Genomic DNA, 21,605 nt, shown 5'->3' on the forward strand with positions numbered 1-21,605 from the left:
CCGGTCAGGATGTCTCACAGGTGTTTGGCGCGCGCGATGGCAGTTTGTATGTGGGAACAGAGTTGGGGCTGGCGCGGGTGACCAACGGTCATGTCTATGACTATCCAGAGAAGCAGAGGCTACCTGGGCCATTTCTCGAAGACTCGCACAATGAAATCTGGATGGGGCAAGGCGACTGGGAAGCCGGCGGTCAGCCGAGGATGTTCTGCAAAATAGGTGATCTGCACATCTCCTGCATCAGCAAGCGAGACGGATTTGGATGTACACGCGGATTCTCTATTGCGTCGGAAAAGCCAGGGTCGATATGGGTCGGCAGCGAAGACAGCATCTGCCATTGGCAAGCGGGGGCGAAGCCTCAGACGTACCGTCTGCCAAATATGGGTTATTCGAAGTCATTCAACTATGTGCTGGCGCTCGTTGCGGATCAAGATGGGACGATATGGGCGGGCCGGCGGGACAGCGGTCCCTCAGGCGGGTTACTGCAATTCTCCAATGGACAATGGAAGAGTTATGTAGCCCCGGAAGTTGACGGTAAAACACTTTCTGTAAGCTGTCTCTTCTTCGATCATAACCATTCGATGTGGATTGGGAGTCAATCCAAAGGTCTTTACAAGCTCAGCGACGGGAGACTCGATCACTACGACACAACGAACGGCCTTAGCGGCAACTACTTGCGTAGCATCTTTGAAGATAGAGAAGGTGATCTTTGGGTAGCGACAAGCGGCGGAGTTGGCGAATTTCGCGATCTTCCGGCTATCTCCTTCACTTCAAACCAAGGGTTATCGGGTGAAGACGCTTCCAGTATTGCGGCAGCCGCGGACGGACATGTTTGGGTTGGGATGTACCATGGCATCGATGTTTACCAGGGTCAGGATTTCTCGCATTTGAAATCTTCGGCTTCTTACACCGACTTGCTCTACAACGATTCACAAGGAAGAATGTGGGCCTCAGCCGGGCAGAAACTACTGACGCACCTTGGCGGAAACGTTATCGAAGTGACGGGCCCGGAGGGTATGAAAATCCACTATGCTGCAGCGATTGCGCAGGATACCCATCACCAGATATGGATATCGGACATCGATCAGCATTCACGCGAGAAGGCTCTCTATCGCCTGGATGGAACCCGCGTGGTTGCTAAATTTCCCACGCCCGAAAATCAGACGCTATTTTTAGCTCCCAACCCCCAAGGCGGTTTGTGGGCCGGTGGTTATGTTCACGGTTTGTTCTGGTTCCGCGATGGACAATTCGAGCCCGTCAAAGGCTATGACGGAAGTGTCTACGGCCTGACATCAGACCCAGATGGCACTCTATGGATCTCGAGCGTTGAACATACGTTCTACCGATTTCAGAATGGAGAGGTGCGAAGCTTAACGACGAAAGACGGAATGCCCTGTGATACCGGATTTTCAATCGTTGATGATCGCGTAGGTTCACACTGGTTCTATATGACTTGCGGCATCATAAAGGTTAGTGACGAGGAGCTTGCACAGTGGTGGCGCAAACCCAGTCACCTTCTGCGAACGACCGTCTTTGATTTCCGCGACGGCGTCAGGCCGGGGCTCGGAGGCGGTAGCACGTCCGTGACGATCGCTCCAGACGGCCGCCTCTGGTCGACTAACGGCAGTATCGTCCAAGTGGTCGATCCTCACAATATTCCATACAACTCGATTGCTCCACCCGTTCATATCGAGCGGATCATCGTCGATCGCGAGGATCTGCCGCTGAGTACTAGCCTCCGATTCCCGATCTCGCCGCGAGACACTGAAATTGACTATGCGGGATTGAGCTATGTTTTGCCGGAGAAGGTGAGATTTCGCTATCGTCTGGTTGGACATGACAGAGACTGGATCGATGCTGGAATGCGCCGTCAGGCCTTTTACAGCGACCTTCGCCCGGGCCACTACACGTTTCAGGTAATCGCCTGCAACAACGATGGAGTGTGGAATCTTGTCGGAACTCTATTCCGATTCACAGTACCTCCTGCCTGGTACCAGACGGTTTTGTTTCGATTGTTGTGCGTTCTCTTGTCGTTGGCGTCGACATACTCCATCTATCTGATGAGGATACGGCAGTATCGAGCGGCAATGAAAGTACGGTTCGATGAACGGTTGGAAGAACGCACACGACTTGCGCGCGATCTGCACGATACCTTGCTGCAAACTATCCAAGGGATGAAGATTGTTGCAGATCAGGCGAATGAGACCATCTACGAGCCAACCGCTAAAAAGTTTGCACAACGTATCTCCGAATGGTCAGAGCGGGCTTCAAGGGAGGGCCGGGCGGCGCTAGACTCGCTCCGCAACTCAACGACGGAAGGAAATGACCTCGCAACAGCCCTTCGCGGTTCTTTTGAGGACTGTGCAATCAATCGCGCCATCGCCGTGAATCTATCGGTAATGGGCAAGAGTAAAGAAATGCATCCGATTGCGCGGGATGAGGCCTATCGGATAGGCGATGAAGCGATTCGCAATGCTTGCCTTCATTCGAATGGTCATCGAATCGACATCGAACTCGTCTACGACGACAACCTTCTGCTTCGCATTCGCGACGACGGAAGAGGAATTGATTCGACCATCTTGAAAAGCGGGAAGGCTGGCCACTATGGTTTGACCGGCATGCGCGAACGCGCCGCTCACATCGGTGCCAAACTCGTGGTGTCCGGTTCATCAGACGGGACGGAGATCGTCTTGCGAATCCCCGGGAACACGATCTTCAAGAAAGCTTCTGCAAGTCTTGTGACGCGCCTTCTTAGGCTAATTCGACGGATGACAAAGGGGCCTCTGTCCGATTGACCGATTTGAGTGGTCATTCCACGGGTGTATGCAGCTCTCTTTGCGGGCGAATCACCTGACAGATGGTTGTTATAGATGCCGGTTCCACCCGGCTTTGGGTCATGCCATTCGCAATAGCCGCGACATAAAAGTGTGATGTCTGCGGCGAGCCGATACCAGCGGGCGATTGCCCCTATAGATAAATAGAGGCACTTCGCCATTGAATCACCGTGTCATTCGCAGTTCGATCTCCTTAGGATTATTGTTCTATCTATGCGCCTGAATGTTGCACGATCTTAAGTTCACACAAAATCGATAGCCAACTCATGGAATAGGGACCGGAAGGTCAGGATCGGAGAACACTCACGTGCCATATACCTCCACTCATTATGTTCAAGTAGATGGCGTAAAGGTCTTCTATCGTGAAGCAGGCCAAAAGGACGCCCCCATCCTCCTCCTGCTGCATGGGTTCCCAGCATCGTCCTTTCAGTATCGCGAGTTGATTCCAATATTGGCCAACAAGTACCGAGTTATAGCTCCCGATATGCCTGGCTTCGGGTTCACCGAAGTTCCACTGGAGAGAGCCTATAAGTACACCTTCGATGCTCTCGCGACAACGATGCTAGCTTTCACACAGGCTCTGCAACTGGAACGATACACAATGTATGTCTTCGATTACGGCGCGCCGACTGGTTTCCGTATGGCAATGGCACACCCCGAACGCATTCTCGCTATAATCTCTCAAAACGGAAACGCTTATGAGGTTGGCCTGGGAGAAGCGTGGATTCCAATTCAGCGCTATTGGAAAGAACCTTCGTTGGAGAATCGCTTGGCATTACAGCCAGCGCTCAGTCTCGAGGGAATTCGTTCACAGTACATCGACGGAGTCCCGCATCCTGAGCGTGTTAAGCCTGAAAGCTATACTTTGGACACAGCGCTGATCGCTCGCCCCGGCAACAAAGATATCCAGTTGGATCTCTTCCTTGACTACGCGAATAATGTGAATCTCTACCCTGAGTTCCAGAGGTACTTCAGGCAATTCAAGCCGCCTCTGCTCGCCATATGGGGTAAATTTGATGCCTTCTTCCTGCCAGCAGGAGCAGAAGCGTTCTCGCGTGATGATCCGAACGCTATATCTCATCTTCTCGAAGCCGGTCACTTCGCTCTGGAAACTGATGTAGAAGAGATTGCATGTAAGATACTGGAGTTTCTTGCAACGATAATTAACTAACCAATCATCATTTAGCTCGCGTTCCAGCCGTATTGGCTCTTCATCAAGTTGCCTCACAACTTGTTTGATATTTCTATCGTCAGCTTTGTAGTGGAAGCAGACTCGGCACGAATCACGCCCTAACCCTTAGGGTTCTTTGCAGGATGCAGGCGCACCATCAACGATCGGTCTCCATTCGTATCCCTTAACCGCTACGTGGCCATCCTTGAGTACGCTAGTTACAGTGACGCGTGCTAGACAGGGACCGAATGCCCCAGAAGGAGGAACGATCTCCTCCGTACCTTCGATCGTAGTCGCGCGAAACTCCGCGACTGCCTTCTGGCCCAGCTCACGCCGTAGCATTTCCTCAAAATCATCCTGAGAAAGACCCTTGCCGTCACGACGAACGACGAACAGCGGATAGAGCGCCTCCTTGAGCCCGCGAGTTCCCTTCGACTTCGCAAGCAACTGAGAGTTCAGATTCGCAAAGTAGAGGGCGCCTCTCGCGTATGGTACTTCCCTCGCCGCCTCATCTGAGAAAGGTGTGTTGTCGATTCGCTTTTGTGACCATTTTTTGGCCTCAGAGGCGTAGTAATTTCGAAGATTGCGATTGAGGTCGTGAGCACATTCTTCGGGCGTCGACAAATGCGCCTCACACGGCAGCGTTGCTGTCATATAGACGGTCAGGCCCTCTTCAAACCAGCTTGCTCGGCCTTGAATCAGACCGACCCATTGGTGGGTCATTTCATGGAAGATGGCGCTACGGAAATAAGCGCCATCTTGCCCCGGCCAGTAGGCAGGACCAACATTGATGAGACTTCCACCACGCCCCTCACCCGCAGTACCGGTTCCAAAAGAAGGGATGTTGATGGCTCTCACGAGAAGGTTGTAATCGGGAAGACCCAGATACCTAAACCATGCGCCTAGGGCGCTGTACGACCTATCTCCAAATTCCAGCATCTGTCTGCCTTCAAAAGGCGGTGTACCCACGAGATACGCATGGAAGCCAGACGGACGGTCAAAGTTCACACTGAGCGCCGGACCCGCAAGCACCCACTGTTTGAACATCTCCGACGGAGGCCCGTTCACATTTATATCTCCTCTCCCAGAGGTAACGACACCCACCGATCCAGCCGGCATGCTCGACAAATCCCACATCATTCTGGTCACGTTGGATGCCGTGTTCTCGGGTAGTAGGAGGAAGCCTATGCCGCAACCTGCCACGCCCTTTCCCGCTGCGGCCATTCCGAGTGGAGGTCCATGTTTGGGAGCCGGCGTGATCGGGATACGGTAGCTAACGGAAACCCTTGATGACGTCGGTCGTTTCGCTCGCAAATGACGAAAGGCCGAGTCATAGCCTGTCACCGGAGGATCGTCGCTGGTCTCGAGGGGGACAATCCCGTGAGCGTCCTTTACCTCAAGATCAATAAGGCTGTCAGCGATGTGCTGAACGGTGATCGCTGAGAGAGCCGCCTTGAGGCTGAGCGGTGCGCCGTCACGTGTCGCGCCTGGGAATTCCTCTCGTACTTCGAGCATTGTCACGGTGCCATCCGAGCCCAGGACAGGCTTCACTTTGAGAATCAGCTCGTTCCCAGTTTGAGATATGTTTTGACCGGAGCTGCTGACGACTCCGCACACGAATAAAGCTGCGAATTGGCAGATCATCCCCAATCGACGGTTACATGCAGTTCCCATTAGCTTCATGCCTCGCTTCGAGCCCTCTTTACAAACTGTGTCCAGCGATCAAACACGTGATCTGCCGTGTGCGATCAGAAGCTGTCGCAAGACCTTAAGGCTTGTTCTTATGAAAAACAGGATGACTAATTCTTGAGCTGTTTGAGCAGGCCTTGGAGGTCTTCGACAGTCAGAAGATCAGTAAGCTTTCCATCCCTGTTGAAGGTAAGGTATTCGATCCCATCCACCTCGATATGCTTATTGGTTGCATGAATGACGCCTCCAGGGATTGCAAAGTCCCCTTTCTGAGTTCCCGTTATCACAAACCGGATCGACGCCATATTGCCATCAACCACGATAGAGAGATCTTTAATCGTGACATCGGGGAAAGGTCCTACAAACCTCGAAATAGCCTTTATGTATGCGTCAGTTCCCCGAAGCTCTGTGCCGTTGGAGTCAACATGTAGGTCATCGGCGATCAATGCCCTGTTCTTCTCAAACTCATGGTGGTTGAAGTTCCGATGGAATGTCGAGGCGTTCTCATAAACAAGTTGCTCGTAGGGAGTGTAGTGATGGGCCCTGTGCTCCAGTCTCTTTGCTTCGGCCTGTGCATAGGAGTACGAGGGAATCGCAATCTGGCAAGCCAATGCAATGGTTCCGAATAGGCCGATCATTTGAAGTTTCATGGTCAATACTCCGCCCTTTTATCCGTCGAAGAAGTCCGGCCCTTACTACTGTGCCATTGTGGAGGTTCTGGTCGTGATATCGTGCTCATCTTCAGACGCTCCATTCTCACGCTGAAAGATCGCCCATGCGGCATTTACCAGTCCGATGTGGCTGAACGCTTGCGGAAAATTGCCCAAGAGTTCCTTCGTATCTGGAAGGATCTCTTCCGAGAGCAAACCAACGTCATTGGCAAAGCCGATAGCTTTGACGAAGGTCTCCTTCGCTCGATCTAACTGGCCTGACATCGCTTGTGCCTGTGCAAGCCAGAAGGTGCAGAGAAGAAAAGATCCTTCCTTACCAGACAAGCCATCTTGTGCAATATAGCGAAAGACGAGACCATGCTGGTCCGTGAGGTGTGCGACAGTTGCCTCGATGGTGGAGAGAACCCTCGCATCGTCCGCCGGCAGAAAACCGACGATGGGAATCATCAAAGAGGACGCATCCAGGTTGTCTGTCCCAAATGCTTGCGAGAAAGATCCGGCCTTTTGGCTCCAACCTTGCGAAAGAATTGCTTCGCGAATCTCCTCTCGAGTCTGTTTCCAAGACGATACCCTATCTCCAGTTTGCAAGAATTCGGCCATTTGGATGCCTCTATCCAGAGCAACCCAGCACATTAGCTTGGAATAGAGAAAGTGTCGCGGCTCACCGCGGATCTCCCAAATTCCCTGGTCTTTTTGCTGCCAGCGCGATGCCGCTGCGTCTACGATATTGACCAGGAACTCGCGGGTGACCTCGTCCAGATCGTTGAGATGTTGCCTGAGCAAAAAAACGGCACCCATCAATTCACCATAAACGTCCAACTGGCGCTGGTTCCATGCGCCATTGCCTATGCGGACCGGGCTGCTATCGCGCCATCCGCGCATTTGAGGCAGCGTCCGTTCGGTGAGGTCGTGCTCACCACGAATTCCAAACATGATCTGCAGGTCCGCTCCTTTGCGGACCTGCGTCAGGGCTGCTTCCGCAAGGAAATTGAAGAACTTCAGAGCTTCATCCGGACAGGCCGCAACCCACAGAGCCTCCAGCGTAAAGCTGGCATCTCGAACCCAGGTGAAGCGATAGTCCCAGTTCCGGTCCCCGCCAACCGATTCCGGCAAAGAGGTCGTGGGCGCCGCAACAATGGCCCCGGTTGGAAAGTATGTAAGAGCCTGGAGCACACGACCGCTATGAGCGACGAGTTCCTTCCAGGGCCCCTGATAGTTCTGGTGCAACTGAGACCACGTTTGCCAGCCCTCCACTGTATCGGCCGAGTGATCAGCAATCTCCGTTTGGCTCCACGAAGACAGAGGTTCGTCGAGAACCGAACGATGCTGTAAGGAAAAGTGAACAGCTTGACCTGAGGTGAGCATGAACTCGGTGCGCGCAGCGCTCTCCACTAGCTCCAAATCGATTGGCGTGGAAAGGAGAAACATGCTTGATCCTCCGCGGCTTTCCAATCCTCCGCTGACCCGCTTCAGAATCGGAAGCACAAGCCCGTATTCTGGGCGTGGAAAGTATTCAAAGTCGACATGTACGTGACCGTCCGTGCAAACAACTGAGCGTAACAGAGCATGTGGAGATCGACGGCCAAGATCGTGTCCTCGCTCGCCCTTTCCAAGTGCCATTGCATCCGTAACAACTGCCGTCCCTGATTTCGCGACGAATGTTGTCTCTAAAACCATCGCTTCTTTCAGATATTTTCGACTTATCTGCACGATATCCCTTGGACAGATAGACCAATGACCGCAGTCCGCATCGAGGAGTCGGCCGAAGACAGACTGAGAATCGAAGTCTGGCATGCACAACCAGTCGATTGAACAGTGCAAGCTCACGAGAGCAGAGGAGCGGCAATCGGACAAGAGGGCGTATTCCGCGATCGGTGTACTTTGCAAGTGAATGCCTCCCAATCAATAAGAGCGGTTGGGCTGCAAAACCCGATCTTTTGGGCTTAGCGACATTTCCGCACTCACAGCTATCTGATACCCGTTTCAGGGATCGCGCGTAGGCAATCTCTTCAGGCTATCGCCTAGAGATTTCTTTAGGTGAGCACTTGTGACCCTAGAGAAAAGTACAGTGCAGGGGCTGCAGTCTATGGGCTGTCGTTGTAGCGCTCTCCTCAACGATGATCACAGTTAGGTCAGATTGGCTCGGACCCTCGAGAGGTTTCGTCCGAACGTTGTTGTCAACTCCAATGCATGCGTCCCTAACGAAGAGGTCAGCGAAAGGGCCCCGAGGATTTGGTCGCGGCTACGTGAGGACTGCCGTCGCACTGGTTCGTTCGCGATGCGAAGCAATCTTACAGGTGTTCCAGAGGGTGCAAATGTGTTGTTCTCAAAGTCTTTTATTCTCGCGCTGACCGCGCTTCTCCCGCTCATTAATCCAATTGGATCTGCGCTGGTCTTCCTTGGGTTGGTGAGGGACGAGCCTGCGGCGGTCTATCGTCAATTGGCGCGGAAGATCGCGTTCTCGACGTTTGGATTTCTCATCGTCATCGAATTTCTGGGTTCTTTACTCCTCGCCTTCTTTGGTATATCCCTTCCCATCGTTCAGGTCACAGGGGGGATCGTCATTGCAGCGACGGCATGGGCACTTCTTTTCGAGAAGGATGCCAACGCCTCAAACCGTGCGAAACATCAAGAAATCGAGGGGAGCGCCCCCACAGAAGATGAAGATCTTAATGACAAGATCTTCTATCCCTTCACCTTCCCCATCACGGCCGGGCCAGGGACTCTGGTAGTGACCATCACGCTCAGTGCACACGCTACGGCTAGCAGCCTGATTGAAAAGGGTGAAGCCTATGGTGGAATAGCCTTAGCCGCAGCGGTTCTGAGCGCATCGGTCTACCTTTGTTATGGCTATGCGCCGAAGCTGATTAAGGCGGTCTCACCGGCCACGGTGCACGGGATTTTGCGCGTCATGGCCTTCATCCTGATGTGTATCGGGGTGCAGATTGCCTGGAACGGCATGTCTCTCTTGGGGATGGTGCTGCCGGTGCATCATTGATCCCAATGTCTGTCATTTGTCCCATCGAAGTCGCACTCCACTCATAAACTTTCTTCTGTCAGGCGCGCGGTTGTGGACAAAATCGGCAGCCTGCGGCGGGAAAGATATGTGCCGTAAACGCCTTTGTTGCCGCGAAGCTCTCTAATGGTTGGCAATTCGGAAGTAGAGATGCTTGGGTTCGCGCGGGCCACCGGGAAGGTTCTTGAGACTTTGTCCGCGCGTTATGATGAAAAACCAGATGAAGGGAAGCGCAGGCATTCTGGCGAATCGGAGTCAGGAGTGCGTATCGCCGCTTCTGCATAGTCTGAGAGGGAGTTCGACTTTCCAAACCTGGGTTCGATGCGACTCTCATGTCAGGGTTTGCCAATTCGAGACACCCTGCGTCCTGAATCGAGTTAGACCACGCCGGACACTCCTGATATCGTTGTTTCCGGCCTGATCTGACGCATTCAGCGCGGCAAATCCGCTTCGGCATGCCCCGCGCAAATGAAGCAGCCCTTCGGGAGGGCAGAGAATGAAACTCGTAGGCGCGCTCTTGATCGCATGCGCACAGGCTTGGCTCATTCCTTCTTCGGCGTGGGCTCTTGACCCCAGCCGCCACATCTCCCAGTACGCTCATACCGCATGGCGTCTGCAGGACGGCTTCCTCTCTGGAACACCTTCCGCATTCACACAAACCAGCGACGGCTACCTTTGGATCGGGACTCAAGGGGCATTATTCCGCTTCGACGGCGTCCGCTTTGTTCTCTGGAGTCCTCCGGCAGGTCAAAAGCTGCCCTCGGATATCATCCTCTCATTAGCTCCTGACAAAGACGGGGGACTCTGGATTGGAACCAGTAGAGGGCTGACGCATTGGACCGGCCGCGAGATTATCAACTTCGGCCCCGTTTCTCGCATCAATCGTATCGTCACCGACGATGACGGAAATGCCTGGTTCACCCGAAGCAGAACTCGAGACGACCTCGGACCCCTCTGTGAGGCGGCTGGATCAACTCTCCACTGCCATGGAGTTGCAGACGGCCTGGCTTCCCCCAACGCAGGGCCACTCGCCCAAGAGGCCAAGGGTAATTTCTGGGTTGGCCTTACAAACGCGTTTGCCCGATGGCGTCCGGAGGCGTCGACCACCTTCAGAGTCAACGCGCTTGAGACCGCCAAAGGACTCTCCGGAGTTGAGGCCATTGCGATCGCAGCAGATGGATCGATATGGGTGGGCATAAATCGGTCCGGTCCGGGTTTAGGGTTACAGCACCTTATCAATGGACGGCTGAAGAACTTTGTACTGCCTGGCTTCGATAGCTCGAAACTCAAAGTCGGCGAACTATTCTCGGATCGCGCGGGAGATCTGTGGGTCGGTACCCTGGATGATGGAGTCTACCGTGTGCACGGCAATCAAATCGACCACTTCGACAGTTCGGCTGGTCTTTCCGGGGACTCAGTCAACGGCATCTTTGAGGATCGCGAAGGCGACATCTGGGTTGCCACAACATCTGGAGTCGACTGCTTCCGCGATCTGCCGGTCGCCACCTTCTCCAAACGCGAGGGTCTCTCTTCCGATCAGGCAAGCTCTGTTCTAGCGGCACGGGATGGAACGATCTGGGTCGGGACAGTCGGCTCATTGGATTTCATGCGCGACGCTCGTGTGTCGTCGATCCTTCCTGGTCGCGGCCTCCCCGGGCAGCAAGTCACCTCCATGTTGCAGGATCATCTTGGCAACCTTTGGGTAGGGGTCGACAACTCCCTCTATCTCTATCGCAACTCTCACTTCAGTCCCGTGCTCGATCTCGAGGGCAAGCCCACTGGCATCGTGGAGTTTCTCACCGAGTCCGAGGATCACACCGTCTGGGCTAGTTGCGTGCGATCCGCTCCCCTGCACAGAATCATCGGCTTTCGCAACGGCAAAGCATTCCAGGAGTTGGGCAGTGCACAAACACTTAACTCCTATCACCTATCCGCCGCTGCCGGCGGAGGACTTTGGCTGCTTCTTCGCAGTGGCTTCACCCGGTATCGCGACGGCCACATCGACGCCGCCATTCAGAAGCAGACCGCGAGCATCGGCCCCGTCACGGATATTTCTGAGGACGGCCCTAACTCCATCTGGCTGGCTACTTCCGTCGGCTTGGCTGCGTGGAGACAAGGAGCTCTACACCTTCTCACGAAACGCAATGGCTTGCCGTGCAATGCGATCTACGCCATGACCAGAGACGCTCATCGGTCGCTCTGGCTGTACAGTCACTGCGGGCTCATACGGATAGAAAATGACGAATTGGAACGGTGGTGGGCTCATCCCGATACCGCAATCGAGACACTTACCCTCGATGTTTTCAGCGGCGCACAGCCGTCGCATTCGACCTTCGCCCCAAGCGCGACGCGCTCCCCCGATGGACGCCTCTGGTTCAGCAACGACAGTGTGGTGCAAATGATCGACCCCGATCACCTCAACTTAAATCGGCTCATGCCGCCAGTCCACATTGAGCAAGTTCTCGCACAAGATACGCTGTATCCCGTGGGCGGCCAGCTACGTCTGCCTCCGCACACTCGCGACATCCAGATCGACTACACGGCCCTTAGCTTTGTTTCGCCTGAGCGCGTTCAATTTCGCATCAGGCTTGAGGGTCACGATCAAGATTGGAGGGACGTCGGTCCACGGCGCTCCGCCTTCTACACCAACCTCAATCCTGGAACTTACACATTTCTCGTGCGCGCCAGCAACAACGCTGGAGTCTGGAACGACCAGGGAGATGCGCTTCGCTTCGTTATCGTACCGACCTGGTACCAAACCCTATGGTTCCGCGCACTCGTCGCTCTGCTTGCCGTTTTACTTGCCTATACGCTTTATCTCTTAAGGATCCGCCAATACGCGGCTGCCGTACGCCAACGCTTCAATGACCGCCTCGAAGAACGGACACGCATCGCCCGCGATCTGCATGACACCTTGCTACAGACGATTCAAGGAAGCAAGCTGGTTTTGGACGGGGCGCGGGACAGCTTACCGGATCACAGTAGCACTCGAAACGCGCTCACTCTTGTCTCTGAATGGCTTGGCCGCGCGACACTGGAGGGGAGAACCGCATTGGATTCTCTGCGCGCGACGGAATTTAGCGATCTCACAGCATCCCTCAGATGCGTTGTCGAAGAGTTCCGCGCAAGCCATGACATCGAATTCTCGCTCTCATTCGACGCAATCGAGCGCGAGATGAATCCAGTAGCAAGAGACGAGGTCTACCTGATTGCGTTCGAGGCCATTCGCAATGCATGCAGTCACTCCGGTGCCAAGCGCATCAGCGTTGAGCTCGTGAGCAGGCAGGATCTGACGCTGCACATTTGCGACGACGGACGGGGAATCCCTGAGACCATCCTACAAAAAGGAAAAGCTGGGCACTTCGGCCTGAAAGGCATCCGTGAACGGGCATCACATCTCGGGGCGAAGCTTCAGATCGCGAGCGATCCCCAGACCGGTACAGACATCAGCTTGATTGTTCCCGGCAAGATGATCTTCTTGCCCCCGGATAAAAACACCAATCACTTCTGGCGGCGCTGAGAGCTGCTCATTTCTTCCGTCATCATTGAGCAACTCTGGCATATCTTACAAGAACCAGCAGTCTGATCGGAGCCCGACGCCGTGGCATCTCCGTGTGCCAGCACGTGAACCGACATCGGGGTCTGACGCTCCATCTCATGTTCGAGATCTGCAAATCGGCATGGAAACGGGCAGGTTGAGTGCAGATCGTGGAAAACCTTCGCACAATAAACTCGACTTGGTCCAAAGGTGCGGATGTATATACCTGCGGCCGCTAACATTCCGAGACAGGGAGCGATGAAGTATATCCAGATCCCCCACCAGATCCCGGCAAAGATCGCCGATGAGAAGGTTCTGGCAGGATTTACGCTGAAGCCCGAGATGGAAGAGCATATCGCAAAATAAAAGACAGTGACCGCCGCGACCAGGAGCGGACTAAAGCGTGCCAGGGTCCGATGGTTCGTGGCAAAGAGCACGACACCCATTAGCAACGCGGACAGCAGAAACTCCGCGATGAAGGCGGCTCCGCTCCCGTAGCTTCCTGGAACAGTAACAACATAGTGGACTGGATCAGCGGATAGAGAAAGCCCAAGTAATTGACGGGCGATGCACACACCAGCTAAAGCTCCCGAAAACTGGGCCGCGACGTAAGAAAGAGCGTCCCAGAGGTGAATTCGACCGAGCCAGAGATAGGAGAGTGTCATCGCAGGATTGAAATGTGCGCCAGAGCGTCTGCCAAATGGCGATCGAATGATAAGCAATGTTGTGGAGGCAACGCACATTCCCATAGCTGCTGCGTTTTCGGGTCGCGAGAGGGCAAAGCGCGCCAGAGGAGACGCGTTGCTGTAAAGAAGTGTCCCGAATAGACAGATGCAGAACATCAGTGCACCCGTTCCCGAAAACTCCATCACGTACTCCCGCCAATGCGTCCTCACGGCCTCTCCGAACGAGGCGGACGGAGACAGAGCGGTTATTCGAAAATCTGGGGATGACATGGATAGATCGCCAATGGTGCATGGGCACAGTTGAAGAGCTGAAGAAAATCCTTGCGGGACCGCTTGTAACCCTACTCAGAGTGCAGCAATTGAAGCCGACGAAGCACTAGAGAAAAATACAGGTATGTCCCTATGGAATGGGTAGATACCTGACTGTCCCACAGAGAGAAGAATAAGAGTTGTACAAGCGACGTTGCCTAGTTTCTGTGTCGCCATGAACCTGGTCAGGCTCCGACGTAGAAGGCGCTGCTGGGGCGTCAACAGCTGCAAACTCCAGCGTCACAAGGAGACAACAATGAAACGAGCAATCATGAATTTCGAAACAACGACCGTGACACGCCGTACGGTGTTGGGCGGTGTTCTAGCCAGCGCTGTGGCGTCGATGGTGCCGTCAACGGTATTCGCCGAGGTCGTCGACTTTGGCGCAGATGGCTGTGCCCACGGTTCCCACTCAAACAAAGCTAACCTGTACGCATTTCCTGGCGTACAGCCGGAAACAACCGTAATCGCCGCTACATGGCCGGTCCGTCTGAATCGATTTGACTCAAGCGCGCAAAAGGAATCGCAGGTCACGATCCACGCGGGAGCCCAGAGGTGGGACGTAGAGCTACCTCGCGGCGCTGCGGATGCTGTGTTGTTGGAACAGCACGGATCCCGAATTTTTGCTGGCAGCGTCGCCACACGGCCTGGAACAGACGGGGTCGTTCTCAAGGCAGTAATCATCGAAATGCCAAAGAAGGTGCTGGGCGGCTCGGGAGCTATGGATATATGGGCTGAGCGAGTGTTGCATGCTGGACAGCGGCAGAGAGTCGGATCGCCGTTTATCGCCGCCCTTGTCGCGGAAGACGCCGGCTTGGCGAGGTCGTATCACAACATCTCTCCTTCGGACGATCGCGAGATGCTCATGGAAGGCGTCGTCAAGGCGATTGCAGCAAAGGGGCGCAAGAGCGGAATGGCAGGCGATCCGGATGCGTACGCCCGACGGTTGGCCTCGCGGCTGCTACCCGACGTGCTGCACTACGATCCACAGTGGCCTTCGGGCTTTACGTTCGCTGCTCAAAACGGCCGGCACCCGGAGGAAGTTTCCGACCTGGTCGTGAATACCATTCTCAGCGGATCCCCCGCTCCGGGGTCGCCGAAGGCAGACGTTCGCCTTCAAACGCCGTTCCCATTCTTTTCACGGCACGACTCCGCCGCCTAAACCTTCCGATCTTCTGCAATCACTTCATGAAAGAGGTTACGTATGTCGCACCATTTCGATACAAAGCTTGCGAAAGAGGATCCAAGCCTCAACGTCTGCGATTTCTATCTCTTCGAGGGCACACCCGGCCACACGGTCATGGCTATGACAGTCAACCCGGATGCGGGTCTGTCTGTGCCAGATGTTCTCCACAAAGAAGGCTTATACGCATTTCGGTTCGACCTCAATGGTGACTCGCACGAGGACGTAACGTTCAACCTCCAGTTCGGCGATGCCCGTCACGCGGATGGTGAAGAACACACCCACATCCAGAGTTACAAGGTTCGCAGAGCAACGGGCAAAGATGCCGCTCGCAGTGCCGCGGGTGAAGTCCTGATTGAGGGTGAGACCGAGAAGGTCGAGACCAAGAATGGCATCCGTGCCTATGTTGGGCTGGCGCCAGATCTATTCGCTGGAGACGCCGTTGCCATTATCGGCTGGATCAAGACGTACTACAAAGAAAAGCGGTATGACGCCAGCCACTTCCAAAACCGGAAAAACTTCTTCGGTCACCGGAACGTCACGGCAATTGTTCTGGAGGTTCCAAACGAGCTCATCGGAAAGGGCAAAGTACATGCGTGGGCCACATCGTCACTATACGGTCATGCGCCGGAGATGCAGGTACAACGCTGGGGACTACCGTTGTACACCCACATCTTCCTGACCGATCCTTCGAAGCCGGAATTGATCGACAAGTTCAATGCTGCTGGACCGGCCGAGGATGTAGCGAACTACGCCGGCGTGACCGCCGAATTCGCCGAGAACATGTCTACCTATGCAGGATCAGTGGTCAATCCATCCGAATACGGGAAGCAGGTCGTAGGTCGTCTTCTCCCCTCCGTCCTTCCTTATGAACTCGGCACAGAAGCTGCGTTCGATCAGGCAGCTTTCAACGGTCGGCCATTGGGCGATGACGTCATGGACATCATGCTGCAGCTGGCATCGAACACTCCGCTTGCAGATGGCGTTGCCCCAGACCTCAGCCGCACCCGGAAGGAGTTCCCGTACTTCGGCGCCGCCTATACGAAGGAAGAACAAGTCGGAGTTGTTCCCGTTCCACGTCCCACCAATTAGAGCAATTCATTGTCGCAACGCGCGCAGCACGGCCATCGGTGCTTACTGCAGCGGTAAAGCTCGAAGGGGCCGGGTTTTCCGGTCCCTTTTTCGCTTTTGGCAACGGACTGCGGGACCAACGTTCAAGGGCCTCACACTTCAATCGACTCAACTCCAGTCGGACGCACTGAAGGCGTCCTCCTCGATCCCATGCAAACCTCGCAGCCGTACGCCGGTTTGGAAGACCACTGAAATGATGATGAGCAAACATGTAACAATCCGGGCCCACGCCCTAGCTATCCTTCTCCTGACGTGGTGTGCAATGTGCTCCGCGCAAACTTCCTCCGAACCCAAAGGAATGGGGCAGATGACCGGGCGTGACGACTCTGGCGCGGATCGGAAGACCTATACCCTCGGCACATACCCAGAAGACCAGAAGCCGTTGTTGGGGAGGGATGCCCTTTCCGATTGGGGACATAAACACAGGGTTCGCTCCTTTGGATGGCTCGATGGAGGATTCACTTCCGTCAGCAACGCTAGCGGCCTGGTTGCCGAGGCCCCCACCCCAAATCGATTCAGTAACCAGTTCATGCTCGATGCCGCGTGGGTGGTTCTGGAACGATCAACGATTAAGACTCTTTCATGGGGATTTCGGACTGACTTCTATGCAGGCTCCGACGCAGCTCTCCTCCGCTCGCAAAACCATTTTGGTCTTGATAGCACGCGATGGGGTACAGAGTTCCGGCAAGCCTACTTCAAATTGCACACACCGATTCTCTTTCGGGAAGGGATCGATTGGACCGCAGGAAGGATCAACATTCCCACAGGTGTGGAGACGACACTTTCCCCCTACAACCAGCTCTATTCCCGCGGCTATTTCTGGACGCATGATGGTTCGAGTGGCACCGCGTTATTTGCAACCGCCCACACTAATTCGCAAACCGACATCGTCCTGGGAACGACGATGGGCTACAACACATCCTTCATTCTTCGCGGGCGCGCTCCCGGGTATCTGGCCAAACTTATTTACCATCCGTTGACCGAGATGAAACAACAATATCTTGTAACGGTCTATACAGGGCCGAAGCCTCTAGCTGCGGCATCAAACCACGTTGGAACCTGGCAGACACTTGCTGAACTACAGGCGCGCGAAGTATGGACCCCTCACTTCAATCAAGCTTTCGACGTCGGGTATTTTTCTGATCCGCACGACCCGGCAAACGGGCGGCACAACTCGGGCAGTCAGGACGCGTTCGTTATCACGTCTTATGAACTGAATCGAATTGCCGCTTTGCACACGCGGTTGGAATGGTTTGCTGATCCTCACGGAGCAAGAGCCGCAGTACCGGGCTCCTACGGAGAAGCAACCGCGGGTATTACGCTGCGCCCCAAACCATGGTTCGAGTTTCGGCCTGAGATCAGGGGAGACTTTTCCGGGCAGCATTCGTTTGGAGCCGCGGACTCGCCTATCCGGCATCGCAACGAATTGAGCGCCGGGTTCGAACTGCTTCTCAAGGGCCGAATCTTTTGAGGAGCATGTAGGACACACGCGACGCGCTTAATGAGGGATTGTGAAAAGGACGATCTTCAACTTGCTAATCCGCTCTGCGCTCTCAGGACCGTGTTCACTTATTGTTGCCCGGCTCTCCGATGAAGTTGAGCGGTATGAACGTAAAACCTTGTTGTGACATCCGTATATGGCCGACGCCAGGAAATGGTAAATGGGAGCCGGCGATCAGATCCCTCTGAGAGCCAACCTCTTTCAGCATCTTGAAACGTTCCGCTCGGGCTTGTATCGGATCACTATCGAACAGGATTGTTGTCTGGGGCGTGGTGAGTTGCACCTCGGCCACGTGCACAATGTCACCCCAAAATAGAATTCGCGCACCGTCGCTCACCAGAGAGAACATGGTATGTCCAGGTGTGTGGCCAGCAGCGCTTATCGCACGTAGGCCAGGCAATACCTCCTCTCCACCGTGGAACCACTTGAAGTGGGCCGCGTCGATGTACGGCTGTATTGCTTTGCGGGTCTCGACGAAGTTGTTTTCGACGAACTTGGCCTGTTGGTCAGAGGGACGTCTGGAGGCATCTTCCATTGCCCGCTTCTCGTTTTCCGGATTCAGCCAGTAATTCGCCTCTTTATCGTCGGCGTGGAGTACAGCATTTGGAAATGCTCGCACGCCATTGCTGGTCAATCCGCCCTCATGGTCCATGTGCATGTGTGTCAAGAAGATCTCGTCAACCTGATCTGGCTCGTACCCGGACGCCCGAAGATTCGCCATAAGATGATTGAGCGTCGGACCCAGGGTAAGTCCTGCACCCGTATCGATCAGCACGAGCCTGCCACCGAAATTCAGAAGGAAGCAGTTTACCGAGGTTGCATAAGGCTCCCTGATGAATGACGCTGCGAGTGCGTGGTCCACGAGCGCCGGGGTGGTGTGGGTAAGCAGTTGATCCATCGGTAGTGGAACGGTCCCATCGGACAAAACCGTGACCTCCACTTCGCCCACTGTAATTCGATAAAAGCCAGGGGCTTGAAAGCCTGCCTTTTTTGCAGATCCGTGCATATCGGGACTCGCGATTCCTGTGACCGCGATCAATCCAAATACGAAGATGTGCCTGAATTTCATCTCAAGAGCCTCCAATGCTAGCTGTGTAGATAGATTTGTGAACTCCGCCTAAGCCGAGGACAGGATGATCCTTCGAACTTTTCAGGTGGACTCGGCGTGGCCTTGCGTCATCGAGAGGCGCACGCAGTGGCACTATTTGTGCGTGCTCGAGACAGGTTTTTGACCACCGCTTTGTTGCAGGAGTTTAGCCACGAGCCCGGTCCACCCGGTCTGATGACTTGCGCCCACACCCGACCCGTGGTCGCCGTGAAAGTATTCAAAGAAGAGCAGAAGATCTTTCCAGTGTGGGTCGCGTTGGAATTTCTCTATGGACCCATAGACTGGACGCCGGCCGGCTTCATTCTTCAAAAAGATGGCGCTCAGACGGTTTGATAGCTCAACCGAGACTTGCGCGAGAGTCATCAGCGTGCCGGAGCCAGTGGGGCACTCCACTTTGAAGCTGTCGCCGTAAAAGAAGTGGTACTTCTGCAGCGACTCAATGATGAGATAGTTCATGGGGAACCAAATGGGACCCCGCCAGTTGGAATTGCCACCGAATAGTCCGGAAGTTGACTCAGCGGGTTCATAGTCGACGCGATACTCTGTACCACCGACGTACTTGATGTACGGGGATTCGAGGTGACTCCGGGACAAGGCTCGCACTCCGTATGGGGACAGAAATTCGTTTTCGTCCAACATAAGGCGAAGAATTGCGCGAAGCCGTTCTTCGTCGATGATTGATAGAAGGAGACGATCATTTTGGCCGCCATGCATACGGGCGACATTTGAAGTGAGGTCAGGCCGATTCTTGACGAACCAGTTCAGCCGGCGCGTAAAGTCCGGCATCCTGTCCAGATCGGCCGATTCCAAAGTATCAACAGCGAACAAGGGCGTCAGACCTACCAGAGATCTCACCTTCATCCGTTCCCAATCACCACTCTTCGAGTACAGGACGTCGTAGAAAAAACCGTCTTCGCTATCCCAAAGCCCTTTTCCGTCGGCGCAGATATGGGTCATCGCGTGGGCGATGTAGAGGAAGTGCTCCCAGAACTTGCTGGCAACGTCTTCGTAGGCGGGATTGTACCGCGCCAACTCAGAGGCGATGGTGAGCATGTTGAGTGTGTACATGGCCATCCAGCTCGTGCCGTCGGACTGTTCGATCAAACCAGCCACCGGAAGGGGGGAGCTTCGATCAAAGACTCCAATATTGTCGAGGCCGAGGAATCCTCCTTCAAAGACGTTCAGACCATCGGCGTCTTTCTGATTTACCCACCAGGTAAAGTTCAGCAGGAGTTTGTGAAATGCAGACTCAAGGAATTTAAGATCACCTGAGCCTCGGCGTCGTTCTTCGATTCGATATACCCTCCACACAGCCCAGGCATGCACCGGAGGATTCACGTCCCCGAAAGCCCATTCATAAGCGGGCAGCTGCCCGTTCGGGTGCATGTACCACTCGCGCAACATCAGCGATAGTTGGCTCTTCGCGAAATCCGCATCGACGATCGAAAGCGCGATGCAATGAAATGCGAGATCCCAGGCCGCGAACCACGGGTATTCCCATTTGTCTGGCATCGAGAGTACGTCTGCGTTGTAGAGATGACCCCACCTGGAGTTGCGCCCTGTATTTCGTGCGGATGGAGGAGGCGGCTGCTTCGGATCTCCTTCCAGCCATTCTTTGATCACATAGTGATAGAACTGCTTGGACCACAACAGGCCCGCAAGGGACTGACGCATGACATTTCGTTCGTCATCATTGAGTTCTGCAGGGATGATAGCTGCATAGTAATCGTCGGCTTCCGAGACTCGCGCTTGAAAGATCGCGTCGAAGCCCTTGAAGGCGTCGGTCAGGCCATCGCCTTTGGTTAACCGGAGACGCAGAACTGCTGATTGTCCTCCCTGGAGGTCCACTTTGTAACGCGCGGCGGCTTTGCTTCCACGGTTCTCCGGATTGACAGCCTGCATCCGTCCGCTAACGACAACATCATTGATGCCATCTTTGGTGAATGAACGGTTTGGAGAACCGTATAAGCGCTCGTAGTTTGTCTCATTCTCGGTAAACAACAGATCTGGACTGCCTTCAAAAGACAACCCGTAGGAATTGAACTCAGCCTTCGTTGTAAGGAATCGAGATTGCCCTGCCTTGTTCTTCACGACTCTGATCTCAGGCGCCTCCTCACCTCCAGTCCACGACCACGTATTCCGGAACCAAAGCGTGGGGAGAACATCGAGAGATGCTGCATCGGTTCCACGATTGATTATCGTGATCCGAATCGCTATGTCGTCGACATCCGCTTTCGCGTATTCCACTTGAACGTCAAAGTATCGGTCTTCGTCAAAGACACCCGTGTCAAGCAATTCGAATTCAGGCTCATGTTTTCCACGCCGAGCGTTCTCGCTCACAAGTTCGTTATAGGGGAACGCCGCTTGCGGATATTTATAGAGAAATTTCATGTAGGAGTGGGTCGGTGTCGAATCGACATAGAAGTAGTACTCCTTCACGTCCTCGCCATGGTTTCCCTCGCTACCGGTCAAGCCGAACAGCCTCTCCTTCACAATCGGATCATGGCCATTCCAAAGGGCCAGTGCGAAGCAAAGGTTTTGGTGGTTGTCGCAGATTCCGCCTAAACCATCTTCATTCCAACGGTAGGCTCGTGATCGTGCGTGATCGTGCGGAAACGAGTCCCAGGCGGTCCCATTCGCGCTGTAGTCTTCACGCACTGTTCCCCATCCGCGTTCACTTAGGTAGGGACCCCACTGTTTCCAATGCTTTTCTTTCCGTCTTGATTGCTCTAAACGGGTTTGTTCGGGGTTATCCACTTCCGCGCTCTTCT

The 21,605-nt window shown here is 54.4% G+C and carries 13 protein-coding genes; 7 read left to right on the forward strand and 6 right to left on the reverse strand.

Features of this window, described 5'->3' with window-relative positions:
• Window positions 1-20 precede the first annotated feature (20 nt).
• Both HDF15_RS22310 and HDF15_RS22315 read left to right on the forward strand, forming a co-directional pair.
• Window positions 21-2,792, forward strand: coding sequence for a two-component regulator propeller domain-containing protein (locus tag HDF15_RS22310; RefSeq protein ID WP_184259638.1), 2,772 nt, complete (start codon window positions 21-23; stop codon window positions 2,790-2,792).
• A gap of 346 nt (window positions 2,793-3,138) precedes the next feature.
• The gene (locus HDF15_RS22315) at window positions 3,139-4,002 is read left to right on the forward strand and encodes an alpha/beta fold hydrolase (protein WP_184259640.1); all 864 of its coding nucleotides are present in this window, start codon (window positions 3,139-3,141) and stop codon (window positions 4,000-4,002) included.
• Between the two features lie 126 nt (window positions 4,003-4,128).
• Here HDF15_RS22315 and HDF15_RS25605 read toward each other — a convergent pair whose 3' ends face one another.
• The 3 genes from HDF15_RS25605 to HDF15_RS22330 all read right to left on the reverse strand — a co-directional run bounded on the left by HDF15_RS25605 (window position 4,129) and on the right by HDF15_RS22330 (window position 8,249).
• Window positions 4,129-5,685 carry a hypothetical protein gene (locus tag HDF15_RS25605; RefSeq protein WP_221314572.1) on the reverse strand — a complete coding sequence of 519 codons (1,557 nt, stop codon included), beginning with the start codon at window positions 5,683-5,685 and terminating at the stop codon, window positions 4,129-4,131.
• 116 nt (window positions 5,686-5,801) lie between these two features.
• A complete protein-coding gene (locus tag HDF15_RS22325; RefSeq protein WP_184259644.1) occupies window positions 5,802-6,341 on the reverse strand; it encodes an ester cyclase in 540 nt (179 codons plus the stop codon).
• Between the two features lie 45 nt (window positions 6,342-6,386).
• Entirely contained in the window at window positions 6,387-8,249 is a 1,863-nt protein-coding gene (locus tag HDF15_RS22330) for a glycoside hydrolase family 15 protein (RefSeq protein ID WP_184259666.1), read from the reverse strand.
• Between the two features lie 391 nt (window positions 8,250-8,640).
• Between HDF15_RS22330 and HDF15_RS22335 the strand changes: the two genes are divergently transcribed.
• Together HDF15_RS22335 and HDF15_RS22340 are read left to right on the forward strand one after the other, a co-directional pair.
• Window positions 8,641-9,360: a MarC family protein gene (locus tag HDF15_RS22335; protein ID WP_184259646.1), complete on the forward strand. Its 720-nt coding sequence runs from the start codon at window positions 8,641-8,643 to the stop codon at window positions 9,358-9,360.
• 514 nt (window positions 9,361-9,874) lie between these two features.
• Complete coding sequence (locus HDF15_RS22340) at window positions 9,875-12,898, forward strand: two-component regulator propeller domain-containing protein (protein WP_184259647.1); 3,024 nt, start codon at window positions 9,875-9,877, stop codon at window positions 12,896-12,898.
• Here the strand turns inward: HDF15_RS22340 and HDF15_RS22345 are convergent.
• Complete coding sequence (locus HDF15_RS22345) at window positions 12,880-13,872, reverse strand: MIP/aquaporin family protein (protein WP_260331266.1); 993 nt, start codon at window positions 13,870-13,872, stop codon at window positions 12,880-12,882. The two genes, HDF15_RS22340 and HDF15_RS22345, sit on opposite strands and share 19 nt — an antisense overlap.
• 310 nt (window positions 13,873-14,182) lie before the next feature.
• On the opposite strand from HDF15_RS22345, the gene HDF15_RS22350 reads away from it, so the two are divergent.
• From HDF15_RS22350 to HDF15_RS22360, 3 genes are all read left to right on the forward strand, one after another.
• The gene (locus tag HDF15_RS22350; RefSeq protein ID WP_184259649.1) at window positions 14,183-15,073 is read left to right on the forward strand and encodes a hypothetical protein; all 891 of its coding nucleotides are present in this window, start codon (window positions 14,183-14,185) and stop codon (window positions 15,071-15,073) included.
• Between the two features lie 42 nt (window positions 15,074-15,115).
• Window positions 15,116-16,186: a DUF4331 family protein gene (locus HDF15_RS22355; RefSeq protein ID WP_184259650.1), complete on the forward strand. Its 1,071-nt coding sequence runs from the start codon at window positions 15,116-15,118 to the stop codon at window positions 16,184-16,186.
• Window positions 16,187-16,532: 346 nt separating this feature from the next.
• On the forward strand, window positions 16,533-17,696 hold the full coding sequence (locus HDF15_RS22360; protein WP_184259651.1) for an outer membrane beta-barrel protein: 1,164 nt from the start codon (window positions 16,533-16,535) through the stop codon (window positions 17,694-17,696).
• Between the two features lie 94 nt (window positions 17,697-17,790).
• Here the strand turns inward: HDF15_RS22360 and HDF15_RS22365 are convergent, their stop codons facing one another.
• Together HDF15_RS22365 and HDF15_RS22370 are read right to left on the reverse strand one after the other, a co-directional pair.
• Window positions 17,791-18,795, reverse strand: coding sequence for an MBL fold metallo-hydrolase (locus tag HDF15_RS22365; protein ID WP_221314573.1), 1,005 nt, complete (start codon window positions 18,793-18,795; stop codon window positions 17,791-17,793).
• 132 nt (window positions 18,796-18,927) lie between these two features.
• A complete protein-coding gene (locus tag HDF15_RS22370) occupies window positions 18,928-21,306 on the reverse strand; it encodes an MGH1-like glycoside hydrolase domain-containing protein (protein WP_260331267.1) in 2,379 nt (792 codons plus the stop codon).
• Between the last annotated feature and the right edge of the window lie 299 nt (window positions 21,307-21,605).

This window comes from Granulicella mallensis, from assembly GCF_014203225.1.
Lineage (GTDB): Bacteria > Acidobacteriota > Terriglobia > Terriglobales > Acidobacteriaceae > Granulicella > Granulicella mallensis_A.

What these genes read in the sequence shown, in the direction of transcription:
- HDF15_RS25605 (WP_221314572.1), bottom strand. Translation starts at nt 5,685, where the DNA reads ATGAAGCTAATGGGAACTGCATGTAACCGTCGATTGGGGATGATCTGC.
- HDF15_RS22325 (WP_184259644.1), bottom strand. Translation starts at nt 6,341, where the DNA reads ATGAAACTTCAAATGATCGGCCTATTCGGAACCATTGCATTGGCTTGC.
- HDF15_RS22335 (WP_184259646.1), top strand. Translation starts at nt 8,641, where the DNA reads ATGCGAAGCAATCTTACAGGTGTTCCAGAGGGTGCAAATGTGTTGTTC.
- HDF15_RS22340 (WP_184259647.1), top strand. Translation starts at nt 9,875, where the DNA reads ATGAAACTCGTAGGCGCGCTCTTGATCGCATGCGCACAGGCTTGGCTC.
- HDF15_RS22345 (WP_260331266.1), bottom strand. Translation starts at nt 13,872, where the DNA reads ATGTCATCCCCAGATTTTCGAATAACCGCTCTGTCTCCGTCCGCCTCG.
- HDF15_RS22350 (WP_184259649.1), top strand. Translation starts at nt 14,183, where the DNA reads ATGAATTTCGAAACAACGACCGTGACACGCCGTACGGTGTTGGGCGGT.
- HDF15_RS22355 (WP_184259650.1), top strand. Translation starts at nt 15,116, where the DNA reads ATGTCGCACCATTTCGATACAAAGCTTGCGAAAGAGGATCCAAGCCTC.
- HDF15_RS22360 (WP_184259651.1), top strand. Translation starts at nt 16,533, where the DNA reads ATGACCGGGCGTGACGACTCTGGCGCGGATCGGAAGACCTATACCCTC.
- HDF15_RS22365 (WP_221314573.1), bottom strand. Translation starts at nt 18,795, where the DNA reads ATGAAATTCAGGCACATCTTCGTATTTGGATTGATCGCGGTCACAGGA.